We start from the raw sequence: 15,324 nt of genomic DNA, 5'->3' as shown, positions 1-15,324 counted from the left end.
GGGTACCAGAATCTTCACAACACGCCTCCTGATCCAACAGGTTTTAAATCGGTTAAATAATCAAATGACGCCTTTGTTCTTCAACTGCGCAAGCTGATCGTCCGAGTAACCGAGCGTTTCAGCCAGCACTTCGCGCGTGCCTTCACCCAGCTGCGGCGGCGCGCGGCGCACCGGCATGCGTTCGCCGTCGAAGCGCCAGGGCGGCGCGAGCACGGGCGTCGTGCCGCTTTCCGTATGCGGATGCGCTTGTTGCGTAACGAGCCCCGCTTCGGTCGCGCGCGGCGACAGCAGCGCCTCGCGCAAGCCCGCGACTTCGCCGCACGGAATGCCCGCGCCCGCGAGGCGTTCGAGCAGCAGCTTGCGCGGCCGGCTGGCGAGTTCGCGCGTGAGTTCGGGCAACAGCACCGCGCGATTCTGCGAGCGCAGAATATTGGTCTTGTAGCGCGCATCGTCGGCGAGATCGGGGCGCTCGAGCACTTCGCGCGCGAAACGCTCGAACTGACTGTTATTGCCGACCGTAATGACAAGCGGGCCATCTGCCGCATCGAACACGCCATAAGGCACGATGGACGGATGCGCGTTGCCATAGCGCGGCGGATCTTCGCCCATCACGAGCGCTTCCAGCCCGTAGTACGACGTGATCATCAGACCGCAATCGAATAGCGCCATTTCGACATGACGTCCGCGCCCGGTGCGTTCGCGCTCGAACAGCGCCGCGAGCATCGCCTGCGCGGAATACATGCCGGTAAACAGATCGACGGCGGCCACGCCGAATTTCAGCGGCGGCTGATTGGCGTCGCCATTCAACGCCATCAAACCGGCTTCGCCTTGCACCACGAGATCGTAGCCCGGACGTTTTGCTTCGGGCCCCGAACGGTCATAGCCCGAGATCGAGCAATAAACCAGGCGCGGATTTTCCGCGCTCAATTGCGCGTAGCCGAGCCCGAGTTTTTCCGCGCCGCCGAACTTGAAGTTCTGCACCACGACATCGCAGGTTTTGGCCAGATCGCGCGCGATCTGCTGGCCTTCGGGCGTTTGCAGATCGAGCGTGATCGAGCGCTTGTTGCGGTTCACGCTGTTGAAATACGCGGTCTCGGTCTGGCCGATACGCAGGCCCCAGTCGCGCGTATCGTCGCCGCGATCGGGATGCTCGACCTTGATGACTTCCGCGCCCAGATCGCCGAGCACCATTGCGCTCCACGGCCCCGCGAGAATGCGCGAGAGATCGAGCACGCGTATGCCCGCGAGCGGCAGGCCGCTTGGCCCGCCCTTGTTTTCCGACTGCATCAGCAGGCACTCCTGAATCGTTGTGTATGGAAGGCCGCGCGCAAGCATGAAGCTGGCGCGCGTCTTCGCATCGTCGTGCTCAGTACGCCAGGTTCATGCCGTTGCAGCGGCGTTTTCCAGTGCGATATAGCGCGCGAGATGATGATCCTCGTCGCCGAGTTGATGATCGATCATCACGAGCCGCTTGGCGTAATGCGCGAGCGGCAGCTCCCACGTCATGCCGATGCCGCCATGCAGCTGGATCGCTTCTTCGGCCACGCGCGCGCCAATGCGCCCGATCGTGTACTTCGCGGCCGAGAGCGCGCGTTCGCGCTGCACGCGCGGCGCATCGACGGCCGCGGCCGCGTTGATCACGGCCGAACGCGCCTGTTCGATTTCGAGCAGCAGATCGGCCATGCGATGCTGCAAGGCCTGGAAGCTGCCGAGCGGCAGACCGAACTGCTTGCGCGTGCGCAGATATTCGAGCGTGAAATCGCGCGTGACGTCCATCGCGCCGAGCGCTTCCGCGGCGAGCGCGATCAGGCCGTAACCGCGCGCATATTCGAGCGTGCCGAAGCCGCTGCCCGTTGCGCCGAGCAGCGCCTCCGCGCCAATCGATACGTTGTCGAGCGTGACTTCCGCCGCGCGTCCGCCGTCGATCTTGCGATAGCCGCGCACGCTCACACCGGCTGCATCGCGCGGCACGAGAAAGAGCGAAATACCGCTTTCGTCGAATTCGCTGCCCGAAGTGCGCGCCGAAACGAGCCATACATCGGCATGTCCGGCGTGCTGCACGACGCCTTTCGCGCCACGCAGCAGCCAGCCGTCGCCGTTCTTTTCGGCACGCGTGGCGACGCGCGACGCTTCGTAATGCGAGCCCGGTTCGTCGTGCGCGAGCGCGGCGATCTGCGAGCCGTCGATCAGCGCTGCAATCCGCGCGCGCTGCGCTTCGTTGCCGGCATGCGCGAGCGCGCGGCCCACCATCAGCGTATCGAGAAACGGCTCGACCACGAGCCCGCGCCCGAGCGCTTCGAACACCACGGCCACGTCGAAACCCTGGCCGCCGAAGCCGCCATCGGCCTCGTCGAACAGCGCGCCGATCACGCCGAGTTCCGCGAAACGGCCCCACAAATCCGCGCTAAAACCTTCACTGGAGCGCGCGATTTTATCGCGCGTTTCGAAACCGTACTGCTCGGCGATGAAACGATTGAGCGTATCCGCGAGCATGCGGCGGTCTTCGGTGTGCTGGAAATTCATCGCAAGACCTCTTAAAGACCGAGAATCATCTTGGAGATGATGTTCTTCTGGATTTCGTTGGAGCCGCCGAAAATCGACAGCTTGCGGTTATTGAAGTAGAGCGCGGCGGCGCTGGCGGCTTCGTCGGGGCCGATTGCGGCTTCGGCATAGCCTTCCTGCAGCGCGTCTTCAATAAACGGCGCAGCGTACGGGCCCATCGCGCGGCGCAGCAGCGAAGAAATTTCCTGGCGGATTTCCGTGCCGCGAATCTTCAGCATCGAGCTTTCCGCGCCCGGCACGCCGCCGCCCGCCACGGCCGCGATCACGCGCAGATTCGTGGTCTTCATGTTTTCCAGATCGATCTCGACTTTGGCCAAGCGCGCGGCGAACTGCGGGTCCTGCGCGAGCGGCTTGCCATTGCGCGTGACCTTTTGCGCGGCCTGCTTCAGACGCGCGAGCGCCGCCACCGAAAAGCCCACGCCCGCGATATTGGTGCGCTCGTAAGTCAGCAGATATTTCGCGTAAGTCCAGCCCTTGTTCTCTTCGCCGACGAGGTTTTCCACCGGCACGCGTACATCGGTGAAAAAGACTTCGTTGACTTCATGCTCGCCGTCGAGCGTGATGATCGGGCGCACTTCGATACCCGGCGTATTCATGTCGATCAGCAAAAAGCTGATGCCTTCCTGCTTGCGCACATCGGTGGCGGTGCGCACGAGGCAGAAAATCATGTTCGCGTAGTGGCCGAGCGTGGTCCAGGTTTTCTGGCCGTTCACGACATAGTGATCGCCCTGACGCACGGCAGTGGTGCGCACCGCCGCGAGATCCGAACCCGCGCCCGGTTCCGAATAACCCTGGCACCACCAGTCCGAGCCATCGAGAATCCGCGGCAGCCAATGGCGTTTTTGCGCTTCGTTGCCGTACTTGATCAGCACCGGCCCGAGCATGTTCAGGCCGAACGGCACGATACGTGGCGCCGCGGCAATCGCGCATTCGTTTTCGAAGATGAACTTCTGCACGGCGCTCCAGCCTGGGCCGCCGTATTGCTGCGGCCAGTGATTGGCGAGCCAGCCTTTTTCGTTGAGGATCGCGTGCCATTGCGCCATGTCGTCGCGCGTGAGGTGCTGGCCGTTGCGCACCTTGCTGGCGATGCGCTGCGGCAGGCGCTCGCGCAGGAAGTCGAGCACTTCGCTGCGGAAGGCTTCTTCTTCGGCGGTAAATTTAAGGTCCATGTCCGGCTATTTCCTTTGTAGTTGCGCGCGCAATCAAATCGGCAATCAATTCAGCAATCAAAGCGACTGATTGAGGCTGGCGAAATTCGCCCCGCGTTCCACCAGTTCCACCAGCAGCGGCGACGGCTTCCAGAACAGCGGATCTTCCTTCGCGAATTCGCGGATATCGGCGAGCACGTTCGCGAGGCCCACGGTATCGGCGTAATGCATCGGGCCGCCGCGATGACGCGGGAAGCCATAGCCGTACAGGAAGGTCACATCCACATCGAGCGGGCGCAGCGCGATCTTTTCGTGCACGACATTGGCACCTTCGTTGATCATCGCGGCCATGTAGCGGCGCATGATCTGTTCGCTCGTGAAGCTGCGCGGCTCGATGCCGGCGCGTTCGCGCTCGGTGCGGACGATCGCTTCCACTTCCGGGTCGGGCGTGCCGACGCGCGCGCCATCGGGATACAGATAGAAACCGCGCCCGGTCTTCTGGCCGAACCAGCCGCGCTCGCACAGGCGGTCGGCGATCTGCACGTAACGCGCTTTGGGATCGCGCGTGGCGGCGCGGCGTTTGCGCGTGGCCCAGCCGATATCGCCGCCCGCAAGATCGACTACCTGATACGGGCCCATCGGATAGCCGAATTCGCGCACGGCCTTGTCGATCTGATACGGCGAGGCGCCGTCTTCCATCAGATGATCGGCGGCGGTGCGATACACGGCCAGCACGCGATTGCCGATAAAACCATCGCACACGCCCGCGCGCACCGGCACCTTGCGCAGCTTTTTCGCGAGTTCGAAGGCGGTGGCCACGACATCGGCGCTGACCTGCTTCGGCACCACGACTTCCAGCAGCTTCATGATGTTGGCGGGCGAGAAGAAGTGCAGGCCGATCACGTCCTGCGGGCGCTTCACGCTGTTGGCAATGGCGTCGATGTCGAGATACGAGGTGTTGGTCGCGAGCACGGCACCGGGCTTGCAGACGCGGTCGAGTTCCGCGAACACGGCCTGCTTGACGCCCATCTCTTCGAACACGGCTTCGATCACCAGATCGACCTGCGCGAGCGCGTCGTACGAGGTGCTGCCGCTAAAGCGCGCGAGAATCGCGGCTTTGGCTTCGGGCGTCATGCGGCCTTTCGCGATCAGGCCGTCGTAGACCTTTTCCACGTGAGCGCGCCCGCGTGCGAGCGAGGCGTCGTCGCGCTCGATCATCGTCACGGGCAGGCCCGCGTCGAGCACGGCCACGGCGATGCCCGCGCCCATCGTGCCGCCGCCCACCACGCCGACGGTTTCGATGGCGCGCGGTTTTGCGGTCTTCGCCTCCGGCGTTTTCTGCACTTCGCGCTCGGCGAAAAAGGCGTGCACGAGTCCGGCGCGCTGCGGGCTGTCGAGGCATTCCACGAACAGTTTGCGCTCGGTGCGCTGGCCTTCCTCGAACGACTGATCGAGCGCGGCCTGCACGCAATCGACGATCTTCAGCGGCGAGAACAGGCCGCGCGATTTTTTCGTGGTGTCGGCGCGCGCGGCGTCGATGGCGGCTTGCGCGGCGGCGCGCTCGGCCAGACCTTGCGCATCGCGCGTGCGGCGCACGGGCGCGTGCGCGGCCAGCAGTTCCTGCGCGTAGGCGAAACCTTCGGCGAGCACGTCGTCGCTCGAACCCACGCGATCGACGAGGCCCAGCTTGAGCGCTTCCTGCGCGCCGATATGCTTGCCGCTCAACATCAGCGAGAGCGCGGCTTCGGCGCCGATCAGGCGCGGCGCGCGCTGCGTGCCGCCTGCACCGGGCAGCAGACCCAGTTGCACTTCGGGCAGGCCGAGCTTCGCGCCCGCCACCGTCAGGCGATAGTGCGACGCGAGCGCGATTTCCAGCCCGCCGCCCAGCGCCGCGCCGTGAATCGCCGCGATCACGGGCTTGTGGCTGGCTTCGATGCGGTTGCAGACGTCCGGCAGCGCGGGCGACTGCGGCGGTTTGCCGAACTCGCGGATATCCGCACCGGCGATAAAGTTGCGCCCCGCGCCGACGATCAGCACGGCCTGCACAGCCGCATTGGCTTCGGCGTGCTCGATGGCGGCGGCGAGGCCGCGGCGCACATCGACGCCCAGCGCGTTGACGGGCGGATTGTCCACGGTAACGAGCAGCACCTTGCCGCGCAGTTCGTGCGTGACGGGCGAGGCGGAATGCGGGGATGCGGCCGTGTCGAGTGCCATGAAGCGTGTCTCCAGATAGTGGGTCAGCCGGATGGGTCCGGGCGGCGGTTATCCAATCATGGACTTCATTGTGTGGATGCCAAGGTTCATTGACAATCCCATGGTTCGTTGACATGCTGTCAAAGAATTTTTGACAATGAACCGATGTTTGGCGCTGTGTGGCCGATTTGCCGGGTGGAACCGTGGACGTCAATGCGCTGACCTTGCTGGTGGAAATCCTCGATGCGGGCAATTTGAGCGAGGCGGCGCGCCGTCTCAAGATGAGCCGCGCGAACGTGAGCTATCACCTCAATCACCTGGAAAAGTCGATCGGCCTGCAACTGGTGCGGCGCACCACGCGCCGCGTCGAGCCCACCGAAATCGGCCTGAAGCTCTATGAGCACGGCCGCACGATCCAGAATGCGCTGCTGGCCGCGCACGAATCGGTGACCACGCTCGGGCAGAGTCTGCAGGGGCGCGTGCGGCTTTCCGTGCCCAGCGGCTATGGGCAACTGGTGATGTCGGACTGGCTGATCCGCTTCAAGCGGCTGTATCCGGGCATCGTGCTCGACGTGATGTTCGAAAATCGCGTCGAAGATCTGTTGCGCGATGAAGTCGATATCGCCGTGCGCGTGATGCACGAGCCGCCGCAGAACCTGGTGGCGCGCGATATGGGGCCGGTGAAGTACATCGCCTGCGCGTCGGCGCAATGGGCGGCGCAGCACGGCATGCCGGAAACGCTCGAAGATCTGGCGAAAGCACCGCTGATTACCGCAACGGTGGTGGGGCGGCAATTGCGCCTCGCGGCCTATCTGAACGAGGAGCGCCACGAAGTATTGCTGGAGCCGTCGATTATTTCGGAGAACTTCCTGTTCCTGCGGCAATCGATCCTGGTGGGTCTGGGCGTGGGTATCGTGCCCGATTACGTCGTGCACGACGACATGCGCGCGGGGCAGGTGGTGACTTCGCTCGATGCGTGGCGTCTGAGCATTTTCGGCACGCATATGTACATGCTCTATATGCCTAACCGGCATCACACGCGCGCGGCGTCCACCTTTATCGATTTCGTGCTGGCCGAAGCGCAAAAAACGGGGCGCGGGGCGTGAAAGCGCCCTTTGCCCCGCGTGTTTTCCACCTGAAGCGCGCTTACTGACCCGTCAACTGGTTCGTCAACTCCAGCGCCGGTTGCGAGGTATTCCCGCCTTGCGCGACCAGCAGGTGAATCTGCCCAACGGCGAGTTGCGAAAGCGTGCCGGAAATCGGCACCGAGGTAATCAGCCAGTCGGCGTTATTGCCGAGGCTGAACGAGGCGGACTGGAAGATCGCCGTCTTCGAGCCTGCTACCGTCGCAATCGCCACGTAGGTGCCGCCGTTCAGATAATTCGAATCCTGGCCGCTGGCCGGCACGGCGTTCTTGAAAGCGACGCCTGCCATGGTCGGCGAAACGGTCGAGATATCCGTATTGGGCGCGACGATATAGATATCGAGGTTCTGCGCATTCACCGTGGCATTGAAGGCCCGCACGCGTGCGCTATTGGACAGCAGACCCTTGTCGAACGGATCGTCGATCAAACCAATATCGCCGCCCGATAGCGCGGGCAGCGCCAGCACCGTGTATTCGTGGCCTTTGGCGACATCAGGGAAATTACCGCTGGCGATGGCCGTGGTCGTACCGGTGCTCGCATAGGACACGTTGGTGCTACCCGTGTTGATATTCGCGAAGTTCGTGACCTGCTTGTACGCGATATTGGTTTGCAGTGCGCTGCCGTTGACCAGGAAGTCCACGTTCGAGCCGCCGGGCAGGGCGTGCACGAAATGGATTTCGGGGTTTTGCAAGCCCAGTTCCTTGCCTACGTCATTGCCGCCGCCGCCGCAGGCGGTCAATAGTGCTGCCGCGCTTGCGAGCACGGCCAAAGTGCGAATTGTCTTCATCTCATCCACCTCATCGAGTCTCGGTTATGGCTGTCGAAGTCGCGCGCTCTTTTGTGTGCTGCGTTGTCTGCAGCGAATTCTCGCGCGCGTTGTTTTATTTCTGATGGTGCCGTTTTGCGTTTCATCGCCACGCCGGGATTGGGTGAACGAAATGGCATGCAGGCGAGCGAAGTCAGCAATCGGTGTGCCGCCGCGTGGTTTGCGCGCAAGCGAAGTCGTAACGAGGCGTAAGCGGCAAGCGCCGAAGGCATGCTGCACGGCGTCGCGCGCGTGCCCGCATCGATGGAAGATTTAAAGCGAAATATCTGGAACGCGATTTAAAGAGGCTTTAAACGCGCTTTAAGTGTGCTGCGAGAAGAAGCGATTGAGGTTGCTTTTACAACGGGACTGCACCGCTTTGACGTGCGCTCAGTCGTCCTGAGCGGGCTTTTGCGCCGGGCGCACGTTTTGCGCAAGCGCATTGGATGCGCCGTGTGCGTCGTCGCCTTCGTGGCCTTCCGGCTCGCGCGTATCGCCGTGGTCGGCGCACGCGCCGGTGGCGGGCGGGCGTCCGCGTGTGGCGCCCGTCAACGGTACGCGTTGCTGGATGCCGGCTTTCGCGAGCATATGCGCGCTAATGGGCGCGGTGAGAAAGAGAAAAGCGGGAATCAGCAGTTCATGCAGGCTTGCGTAGTTGTTTTGCGTGCTGAAGTAGATCACCGAGGCGAGCACAATCCCGCCCACGCCGAGCGTGGTCGACTTGGTCGGGCCGTGCAGGCGCATGAAAAAATCGGGCAGGCGAAAAAGCCCGATCGCGCCGATCAGCGTAAACAGGCTGCCCACGAGCAGCAGCACGGACACGATCGCTTCAACGGCGGTTTGCATCGACTTGCCTCCTGATGGCGTGGTTCAGTTGAGTTCGATGATGTCGCCGCGCTGCAGGTATTTCGTGAGCGCAACCGTGCCCACGAAACCCATCACCGCGATCAGCAAGGCGGCTTCGAAAAATACCGTCGAGCGCAGGCTGATGCCGTACACCACGATCAGCGCGATTGCGTTGATATTGAGCGTGTCCAGCGCGACGATGCGATCGGGCAGCGAAGGCCCGCGCACGAGGCGCGCGAGCGTGAGCAGAAACGCGACGCCAAGGATCGCGAACGAGACAGGAATCACGATGGCTAGCATGCGAATATCTCCAGCAAAGGGGCTTCGTAGCGCGACTTGATCGACGCGACCAGGGCCGCTTCATCCGCGAGATCGAGCACGTGCACGATCAGGCGCGTGCGATCGTCGCTGAGTTCGGCGCAGAGTGTGCCGGGACTCAGCGACACGATGCTGATCAGCGCCGTGAGCGCGATTTCGTGCGTGCTGTCGAGCGGCACTTCGATAAACGCGGGCCGCAGGCGTTGGGTGGGACCGAGCACCAGCAGCGCGACTTCCACATTGGCGACGACGATGTCGATCAGCACGCGCCCAAAGAGACGCAGCAGCAGCCACGGCCGCCCGAAGCGCACGGGCGCGAGCCACAGCCCCTCGCCGACGCAAAACGCAATGACGATGCCGAGCACCGCGCCGAGCAGCAGATTGCCCGGCGAGACGTCGTTCATCAGCAATACCCAGCAGACCAGCAGCACGACGCTGAGCCAGGGATGTGGAAAGAGCCGTTTGAGCATGCGTCAGCTCCCGTTCGTTGCAGGCAGGATCGCGTGCACGTAGGCGGCGCGGTCGAACAGCTGCGCGGCGGTGGCGTCCAGATACTGGCGCAGCGATCCCGCGCCCAGGGTTGCGGCGGCCACGCAGCCGAGCAGCAGCGCGCAGGCCGCCAGTTTCGCCGAACTGCCGCGCGGCGCACGGGCGGGTGCGCTGGCTTCGGCGCGCGCTGCCGGTTCGGCCCACAGCAGGCGCGTGCCCGTGCGGCTCAGGGCGACGATCAGCAGCAGACTGGAGAGCAGCACGGCGGGCCACAGCACTACGGCTTCGCTCATCGGCGTGGCGGAGAGCACCATCGCCTTGCCGATAAAACCGGAAAGCGGCGGCAGGCCCGCTGCGCCCACGGCGGCGATCAGATACAGCATCCCGGCGATATTCGAAGGCCAGGGCGCGAAGGCCGCTTTCGCGCGAGAAGCCGCCACGCCATCGGATTCGGGCGAGATCGCGGCGGCGGCGGTGTCGTCGAGGGCTTCGAGCGAGGCGGGCTCCAGCGCTTCATGGCCGGCGGTGTGCGCAGCCGCGATGGCTTCCGGTTCGAGCGTATCGGCGAGCAGGAACAGCGCGGCCGAACAGAGCGTCGTGCTGATCAGGTAGTAGAGCACCGCGCTCCACGCGAGCGGCGATTGCTGCGTGATGGCGGCAATCAGCAGACCCACGGAAACCAGCACCAGATAGCCGGTGGTCGTTTTCAGACTCGATACGGCCAGCGCGCCCAGCGCACCGAAGGCGATTGTCGCGATGGCCATCCACCACGCCCAGTCGCGCATAAACGAATCGAGCACGCTGCCCGTGCCGATGCCGAACACCAGCGCATCGCAACGCAGCATCGCGTAGATGCCGACCTTCGTCATGATCGCGAATAGCGCCGCCACCGGGCCGATTGCGCTGCGGTACGCCTGCGGCAGCCAGAACGACATCGGAAACACGGCGGCCTTGAGGCCGAATACCAGCATCAGCGTGGCGCCTGCGAAGCGCGCGAGCGGCAGCATGCCCGGGTCCAGATGCGCGAGGCGTTCGCCCATATCGGCCATGTTCAGCGTGCCGGCGATGCCGTACAGCACGCCCAGCGCGATCAGAAAGAACGACGATCCCACCAGGTTCATCAGCAGATAATGCAGGCCGTTGCGCACGCGCCGCGCGCCGCCGCCGTGCAGCAGCAGCGCATAGGACGCGATCAGCAGCAGTTCGAAGAACACGAACAGGTTGAACAGGTCGCCCGCGAGAAAGGCGCCGTTCAGGCCCATCAATTCGAACTGGAAAAGCGCGCGGAAATAACGGCCGCGCCGCGCGTCGGCGCTCGAGGTGCCCAGCAGGCAGCAGCAGCCGAGCACGGCGGTGAGCAGCAGCATCAGCGCGCCCAGGCGGTCGAGCTGAAGCACGATGCCGAACGGCGCGCGCCACGCGCCGAGCGCGTAACTGGCGATCTCGCCTTGCGCGGCGTGCGCGGTCAACAGGGCCGCGACGGGCAGCAGCGCGATGATCGCCACGGCGTTGATCGCGCGCTGCAGGCGCTTGGCCCGCACCGGCAGCGCCACGATGGCGCCGGCCGCGAAAAGCGGGATCAGGATCGGAAGCAGAAGGGCGTGATTCATGCGCCGCGCGTCTCCTGACCGGTGACGTTGGGCGTGCTGGCTTCGCCGTTCACGTGGTCGCTGCCGGTGATGGCGAGCGAGCGCAGCGCGAGCACGACCGTGAACGCCGTCATCGCAAAGCCGATCACGATGGCCGTGAGCACGAGCGCCTGCGGCACGGGATCGGCGTATTGCGCGCCGGGGGCGATCACGGGTGGCTGGCCTGTCGTGAGCCGTCCCATGCCCAGCAGGAACAGATTGATCGCATAGGAAAACAGCGTGATGCCGAGAATCACAGGGAACACACGCGCGCACAGCAGCAGATAGATACCGCTGGCGCACAGTACTCCGATAGCGGCGGCGAAGGCGGCTTCCATCAGCTTTTCTCCACGGATTGCATGTCCTTGTCGCGCACGCCCAGGTGCGAAACGATCGTAAGCGTCGTGCCTACCACCGCGCCCAGCACGCCCAGATCGAAGAGCATTGCCGTACTCAATTCGATTTCGCCGATCAGCGGCAGATGGAAATGCCCGAACGCGCTGGTGAGAAACGGATAGCCGAATGCGAGGCTGCCCAGACCCGTTGCGGCCGCAACGAGTAGACCAAGCCCGGCGAGCGCACGGTAATTGAGGCGGATGCGCGATTCGGTCCAGAGCACGCCGCTCGCCACGTACTGAAGCAGCAGCGCGATGGACACGATCAGCGAAGCGATAAAGCCGCCGCCCGGCAGATTGTGGCCGCGCAGAAAGACGAATACGGCGACGAGCATCGTGAGCGGCAACATCAGCCGCGCGAGAATCGCCAGCAGCAGCGGATGCGATTGCGACGACCACGGCAAACCGCCCGGCCCCGTGCCCGGCGCTTTCAGGCGCAGGCCGCGCAATAGCGCCTTGACCGCGAGGCCCGCGACCACCAGCACGCTCACTTCGACCATGGTGTCGAAGCCGCGAAAATCGACGAGGATCACATTCACCACGTTATGACCGCCGCTGCCCGGCAACGCGTTCGCGAGGAAGTACGGCGCGATGCCTTGTGCGGGTTCGCGCGTCATCACTTCGTAGGCCACGCTGCCGAGCAACCCGCCGCCCGCGAGTGCAAGCAGGCCGTTGCGCAGACGCGCGGGAATCGGCTCGATTACGGTTTGCAGATTGGGCAGGAAGTAGATCGCCAGCACGAGCAGCAGCACCGTGACGACTTCGACGCTCACCTGCGTGAGCGCGAGATCGGGCGCGGAAAAGCGCGCGAACGCCAGTGTCACGAGCAAGCCGCAGGTGCTCAGCATCACCAGCGCATAGAGCGTGTGCTGGCGCACCAGCACCACGCCCACCGCGAGCAGCGCCATCAGCACGAGGCCGCTGAGCGTGAGTGCATCGACGGGCAGGCGCGGCAGCGTTCCGCCCCACGCGCCCAGCGCGAAGAAATACGCGCCAGGTACGATCAGCATCGCGGCGATCATCCACGACAGATAGGCGGGCAGCGAACGCGTTTCGAAGACGCGCACGATCACGGCGGCGCCTTTTTCGAGGCGCTGCACGAGTCGATCGAAGCCTTCGCTGGCGTTCATATCGGAAAGCATCGAGCGATGATGGCGGAATGCGTCGCGGCGCAGGAAGAACAGCGCGCCGCCCGCCACGAACGACACCACGCTCATGATCAGCGGCGTGTTGATGCCGTGCCAGATGCTCAGGCTGTACTCGGGCAGCTTGCCGCCCAGCGTAAACCACGCCGCCGACGCCAGCAGGCGGCCGATCGTATGCTGCGGAAACAGGCCGATCAGCAGACAGATCACCACGAGGATTTCGACCGGCAGCTTCATGAAGCGCGGCGGTTCGTGCGGCGGATAGTGGGGCAGGTCGTGCGGCGTCGCGCCGTCGAAGAACACGCCCCAGACGAAGCGCAGCGAATAGGCCACGGAGAGCGCCGCGGCCGCAATCGCGACCACCGGAATCGCCCAGTTGAATGGGCCGAACATGCCTTGTGCCAGCGTCTCGCCGAAGAACATTTCCTTCGATAGAAAGCCGTTGAGCAGCGGCACGCCCGCCATCGCCAGCGAGGCGACGCTCGCCAGCACGGCCGTGTGTGGCATGGTCTTGCGCAGCCCGCGTAGACGCCCGAGATCGCGCGTGCCGGTTTCGTGATCGATGATCCCGGCGGCCATGAAGAGCGAAGCCTTGAACACCGCATGATTGACGGTGTGAAAGAGCGCGGCGACGGTGGAGAGTTGCGTGTCGAGACCGAACAGCAGCACGATCAGGCCGAGATGGCTGATCGTCGAATACGCGAGCAGGCCTTTGAGATCGCGCTGGAACAAGGCCATCGACGCGCCGCCGACCAGCGTGACGAGACCGGCGAGCGTGGCGGTATAGGTCCAGAGATGCGTGCCTTCGAAGATCGGATAGAGGCGCGCGAGCAGGAAGATACCGGCTTTCACCATCGTCGCCGAATGCAGGTAGGACGAAACCGGCGTGGGCGCGGACATCGCGTGCGGCAGCCAGAGGTGAAACGGAAATTGCGCCGACTTGGTAAACGCCGCGAATAGCGTCAGCAGCAGAATGGCCGGATAAAGCGGATCATGCTGGATTCTGGGCGCCTGCGCGAGCACATCGTTGAGTTCATAGCTGCCGCAGACATGGCCGATCAGCAGCACGGCGGCCAGCAGCGCCAGCCCGCCCGCGCCCGTGATGGTGAGCGCCATGCGCGCGCCGCGCCGCGCATCGGGCCGCGACGGCCAGAAGCCGATCAGCAGGAACGACACCAGACTCGTCAGTTCCCAGAAGATCACGAGCAGCAGCAGATTGTTCGCGAGCACCACGCCGAGCATCGCGCCCATGAACAGCAGAAGCAGCAGATAAAGGCGCGGCAATGCATCGTTGCCCGCGAGGTAGTAGCGCGCGTAGATAAACACCAGCAGGCCGATGGCGAGCACCAGCAGCGCGAACATGAAGGAGAGGCCGTCCAGACGCAGCGAAAGCGCGAGGCCGATGTCGGGCACCCATTCGTGCCGCCACTGCATGACGCCGAAGGTGGCCATGCCCACGCGTTCGCTCAGCAGCAGACCCAGACCGAATAGAGCGGCTGCGAAGGCGATCCAGGTCGACAGCGCACGCAGGCGATGGGCCGTGAGCGCGACCAGCGCCGCAGCGATAAACGGAAGGACGACCAGCCACCCCAATGCCATTCGATGCTCTCCGGGAATTCGACCGCGTGTGTCTGGACGATGCGGGTCGCTTGCCCGGCGCGTTGGCCGGCCGACCGCAGATCACGATCATAGCCGCAAACGGGGACGGAGTTCATCTTTGTGGCATGAACGCAAACCTCGCGCAAACGCAATCTGCGCCAGGCGCGCAAAGAGGCTCGATTAGTGCGGATTCAGGCCATGCGGCTGAGGGTCTTGCGAAAGCGCATCAGCGAAAAGGCAAACAGCACGCCGCTGATCACGGCGAGCCACAGGAAGGGCTGCCAGACCACCGAAATGCCCGCGCTGACCCAGTTCGACGAAATGCGTGGTGGGCGCGACGGCCAGGTGTGCGTGCGCGTTCTCTGCAAGCCTTGTTCTAGGCCCGGAAAACGCGCATCGGATTTGCAAAACGCTGGTGATAACAGCACGAACGACGCGATATTGGCGCGCTGCTTTTTACGCAGGCCAGACGAAAGCTTCGTGCTCGTGCGTGGTCTTGCCGACTTCTACCGTGCGCTTGACGGTCTTGCCGTCGTGACTCGCGCTCACGACATATTCTCCGTGCGGCAGCGCGACCAGCATGAACGGCCCATGCGTGCGCGTGGAAAGCAGCGTATCGCCGTGCGCATCGGCAATCGTTACCGGCACATCGGCGAGATATTCGTTACCGCTCGCGGACTGGCGCGCGAATTCGAGCGAGAGCGGATAGTGCGCGGTGGCGGCCTTGAATGCCGCCGACTGATCGCTGCCGATCCCGCCGGAAATAAAGGCGATACCGCCCGCGTGCTGCGCCGGAGGCAAACCATTCACAGCGTTATTCATGGTGGCGGCGAAGGCGCCTTGTGCACCGAGCGCGAGCGTGAGCGTGGCAGCCAGCGAAAGCGCAGCGGTCTTGTATTGAACTGAGCGTGCATTCATTTTTCACCTCCATCGATTCGTCGATCAGACCCGGGTTGCAGATGCCGGACGAATCAAGCGTAGGTTTCATGCCTTAAATACGGCTTAAAAGTGCGATGAAGAAATGTTTCAGGCCGTTGCGCGCGTGTGTGAA

Annotated in this window: 14 protein-coding genes; 1 reads left to right on the top strand and 13 read right to left on the bottom strand. The window is 63.9% G+C overall.

All coding sequences use genetic code 11. The features are described 5' to 3' along the window. Nucleotides 1-60: 60 nt before the first annotated feature. The 4 genes from U5A67_RS39035 to U5A67_RS39020 form a co-directional block, all read right to left on the bottom strand. Entirely contained in the window at nucleotides 61-1,287 is a 1,227-nt protein-coding gene (locus U5A67_RS39035) for a CaiB/BaiF CoA-transferase family protein (RefSeq protein WP_321818567.1), read from the bottom strand. A 93-nt stretch (nucleotides 1,288-1,380) separates the two neighbouring features. Further along, on the bottom strand, nucleotides 1,381-2,523 hold the full coding sequence (locus tag U5A67_RS39030) for an acyl-CoA dehydrogenase (RefSeq protein WP_321818566.1): 1,143 nt from the start codon (nucleotides 2,521-2,523) through the stop codon (nucleotides 1,381-1,383). An 11-nt stretch (nucleotides 2,524-2,534) separates the two neighbouring features. Then, a complete protein-coding gene (locus U5A67_RS39025) occupies nucleotides 2,535-3,731 on the bottom strand; it encodes an acyl-CoA dehydrogenase family protein (protein ID WP_205985339.1) in 1,197 nt (398 codons plus the stop codon). 57 nt (nucleotides 3,732-3,788) lie between these two features. Further along, nucleotides 3,789-5,924 (bottom strand): 3-hydroxyacyl-CoA dehydrogenase NAD-binding domain-containing protein, encoded by a 2,136-nt coding sequence (locus U5A67_RS39020; protein WP_321818565.1) that lies wholly within the window; start codon nucleotides 5,922-5,924, stop codon nucleotides 3,789-3,791. A gap of 182 nt (nucleotides 5,925-6,106) precedes the next feature. Here U5A67_RS39020 and U5A67_RS39015 point away from each other — a divergent pair, with 182 nt between their 5' ends. After that, nucleotides 6,107-7,009: a LysR family transcriptional regulator gene (locus U5A67_RS39015; protein ID WP_321818570.1), complete on the top strand. Its 903-nt coding sequence runs from the start codon at nucleotides 6,107-6,109 to the stop codon at nucleotides 7,007-7,009. A 40-nt stretch (nucleotides 7,010-7,049) separates the two neighbouring features. Here U5A67_RS39015 and U5A67_RS39010 read toward each other — a convergent pair whose 3' ends face one another. The 9 genes from U5A67_RS39010 to U5A67_RS38970 all read right to left on the bottom strand — a co-directional run bounded on the left by U5A67_RS39010 (nucleotide 7,050) and on the right by U5A67_RS38970 (nucleotide 15,191). Next, a complete protein-coding gene (locus U5A67_RS39010; RefSeq protein ID WP_321818564.1) occupies nucleotides 7,050-7,835 on the bottom strand; it encodes a DUF4397 domain-containing protein in 786 nt (261 codons plus the stop codon). Nucleotides 7,836-8,243: 408 nt separating this feature from the next. After that, nucleotides 8,244-8,699, bottom strand: coding sequence for a Na+/H+ antiporter subunit G (locus U5A67_RS39005; RefSeq protein WP_321818563.1), 456 nt, complete (start codon nucleotides 8,697-8,699; stop codon nucleotides 8,244-8,246). A 24-nt stretch (nucleotides 8,700-8,723) separates the two neighbouring features. Beyond that, nucleotides 8,724-8,999, bottom strand: a complete 276-nt coding sequence (locus U5A67_RS39000) for a K+/H+ antiporter subunit F (RefSeq protein WP_027816980.1) — start codon at nucleotides 8,997-8,999, stop codon at nucleotides 8,724-8,726. Beyond that, a complete protein-coding gene (locus U5A67_RS38995; protein ID WP_321818562.1) occupies nucleotides 8,993-9,487 on the bottom strand; it encodes a Na+/H+ antiporter subunit E in 495 nt (164 codons plus the stop codon). Before U5A67_RS38995 ends, U5A67_RS39000 begins: the two co-directional genes overlap by 7 nt. Before the next feature lie 3 nt (nucleotides 9,488-9,490). After that, on the bottom strand, nucleotides 9,491-11,116 hold the full coding sequence (locus U5A67_RS38990) for a monovalent cation/H+ antiporter subunit D (RefSeq protein WP_321818561.1): 1,626 nt from the start codon (nucleotides 11,114-11,116) through the stop codon (nucleotides 9,491-9,493). Further along, the gene (locus tag U5A67_RS38985; RefSeq protein ID WP_205985332.1) at nucleotides 11,113-11,472 is read right to left on the bottom strand and encodes a Na+/H+ antiporter subunit C; all 360 of its coding nucleotides are present in this window, start codon (nucleotides 11,470-11,472) and stop codon (nucleotides 11,113-11,115) included. The genes U5A67_RS38990 and U5A67_RS38985 overlap by 4 nt, the downstream gene beginning before the upstream one ends. After that, a complete protein-coding gene (locus U5A67_RS38980) occupies nucleotides 11,472-14,273 on the bottom strand; it encodes a monovalent cation/H+ antiporter subunit A (protein ID WP_321818560.1) in 2,802 nt (933 codons plus the stop codon). The genes U5A67_RS38985 and U5A67_RS38980 overlap by 1 nt, the downstream gene beginning before the upstream one ends. Nucleotides 14,274-14,464: 191 nt before the next feature. Further along, entirely contained in the window at nucleotides 14,465-14,641 is a 177-nt protein-coding gene (locus U5A67_RS38975; RefSeq protein ID WP_321818571.1) for a hypothetical protein, read from the bottom strand. Nucleotides 14,642-14,729: 88 nt separating this feature from the next. Further along, the gene (locus U5A67_RS38970) at nucleotides 14,730-15,191 is read right to left on the bottom strand and encodes a carboxypeptidase regulatory-like domain-containing protein (protein ID WP_205985330.1); all 462 of its coding nucleotides are present in this window, start codon (nucleotides 15,189-15,191) and stop codon (nucleotides 14,730-14,732) included. Nucleotides 15,192-15,324 lie beyond the last annotated feature (133 nt).

The organism is Paraburkholderia sp. J69-1 (assembly GCF_905220255.1).
GTDB lineage: Bacteria > Pseudomonadota > Gammaproteobacteria > Burkholderiales > Burkholderiaceae > Paraburkholderia.
This window is presented reverse-complemented; position numbering and strand designations above follow the sequence as displayed.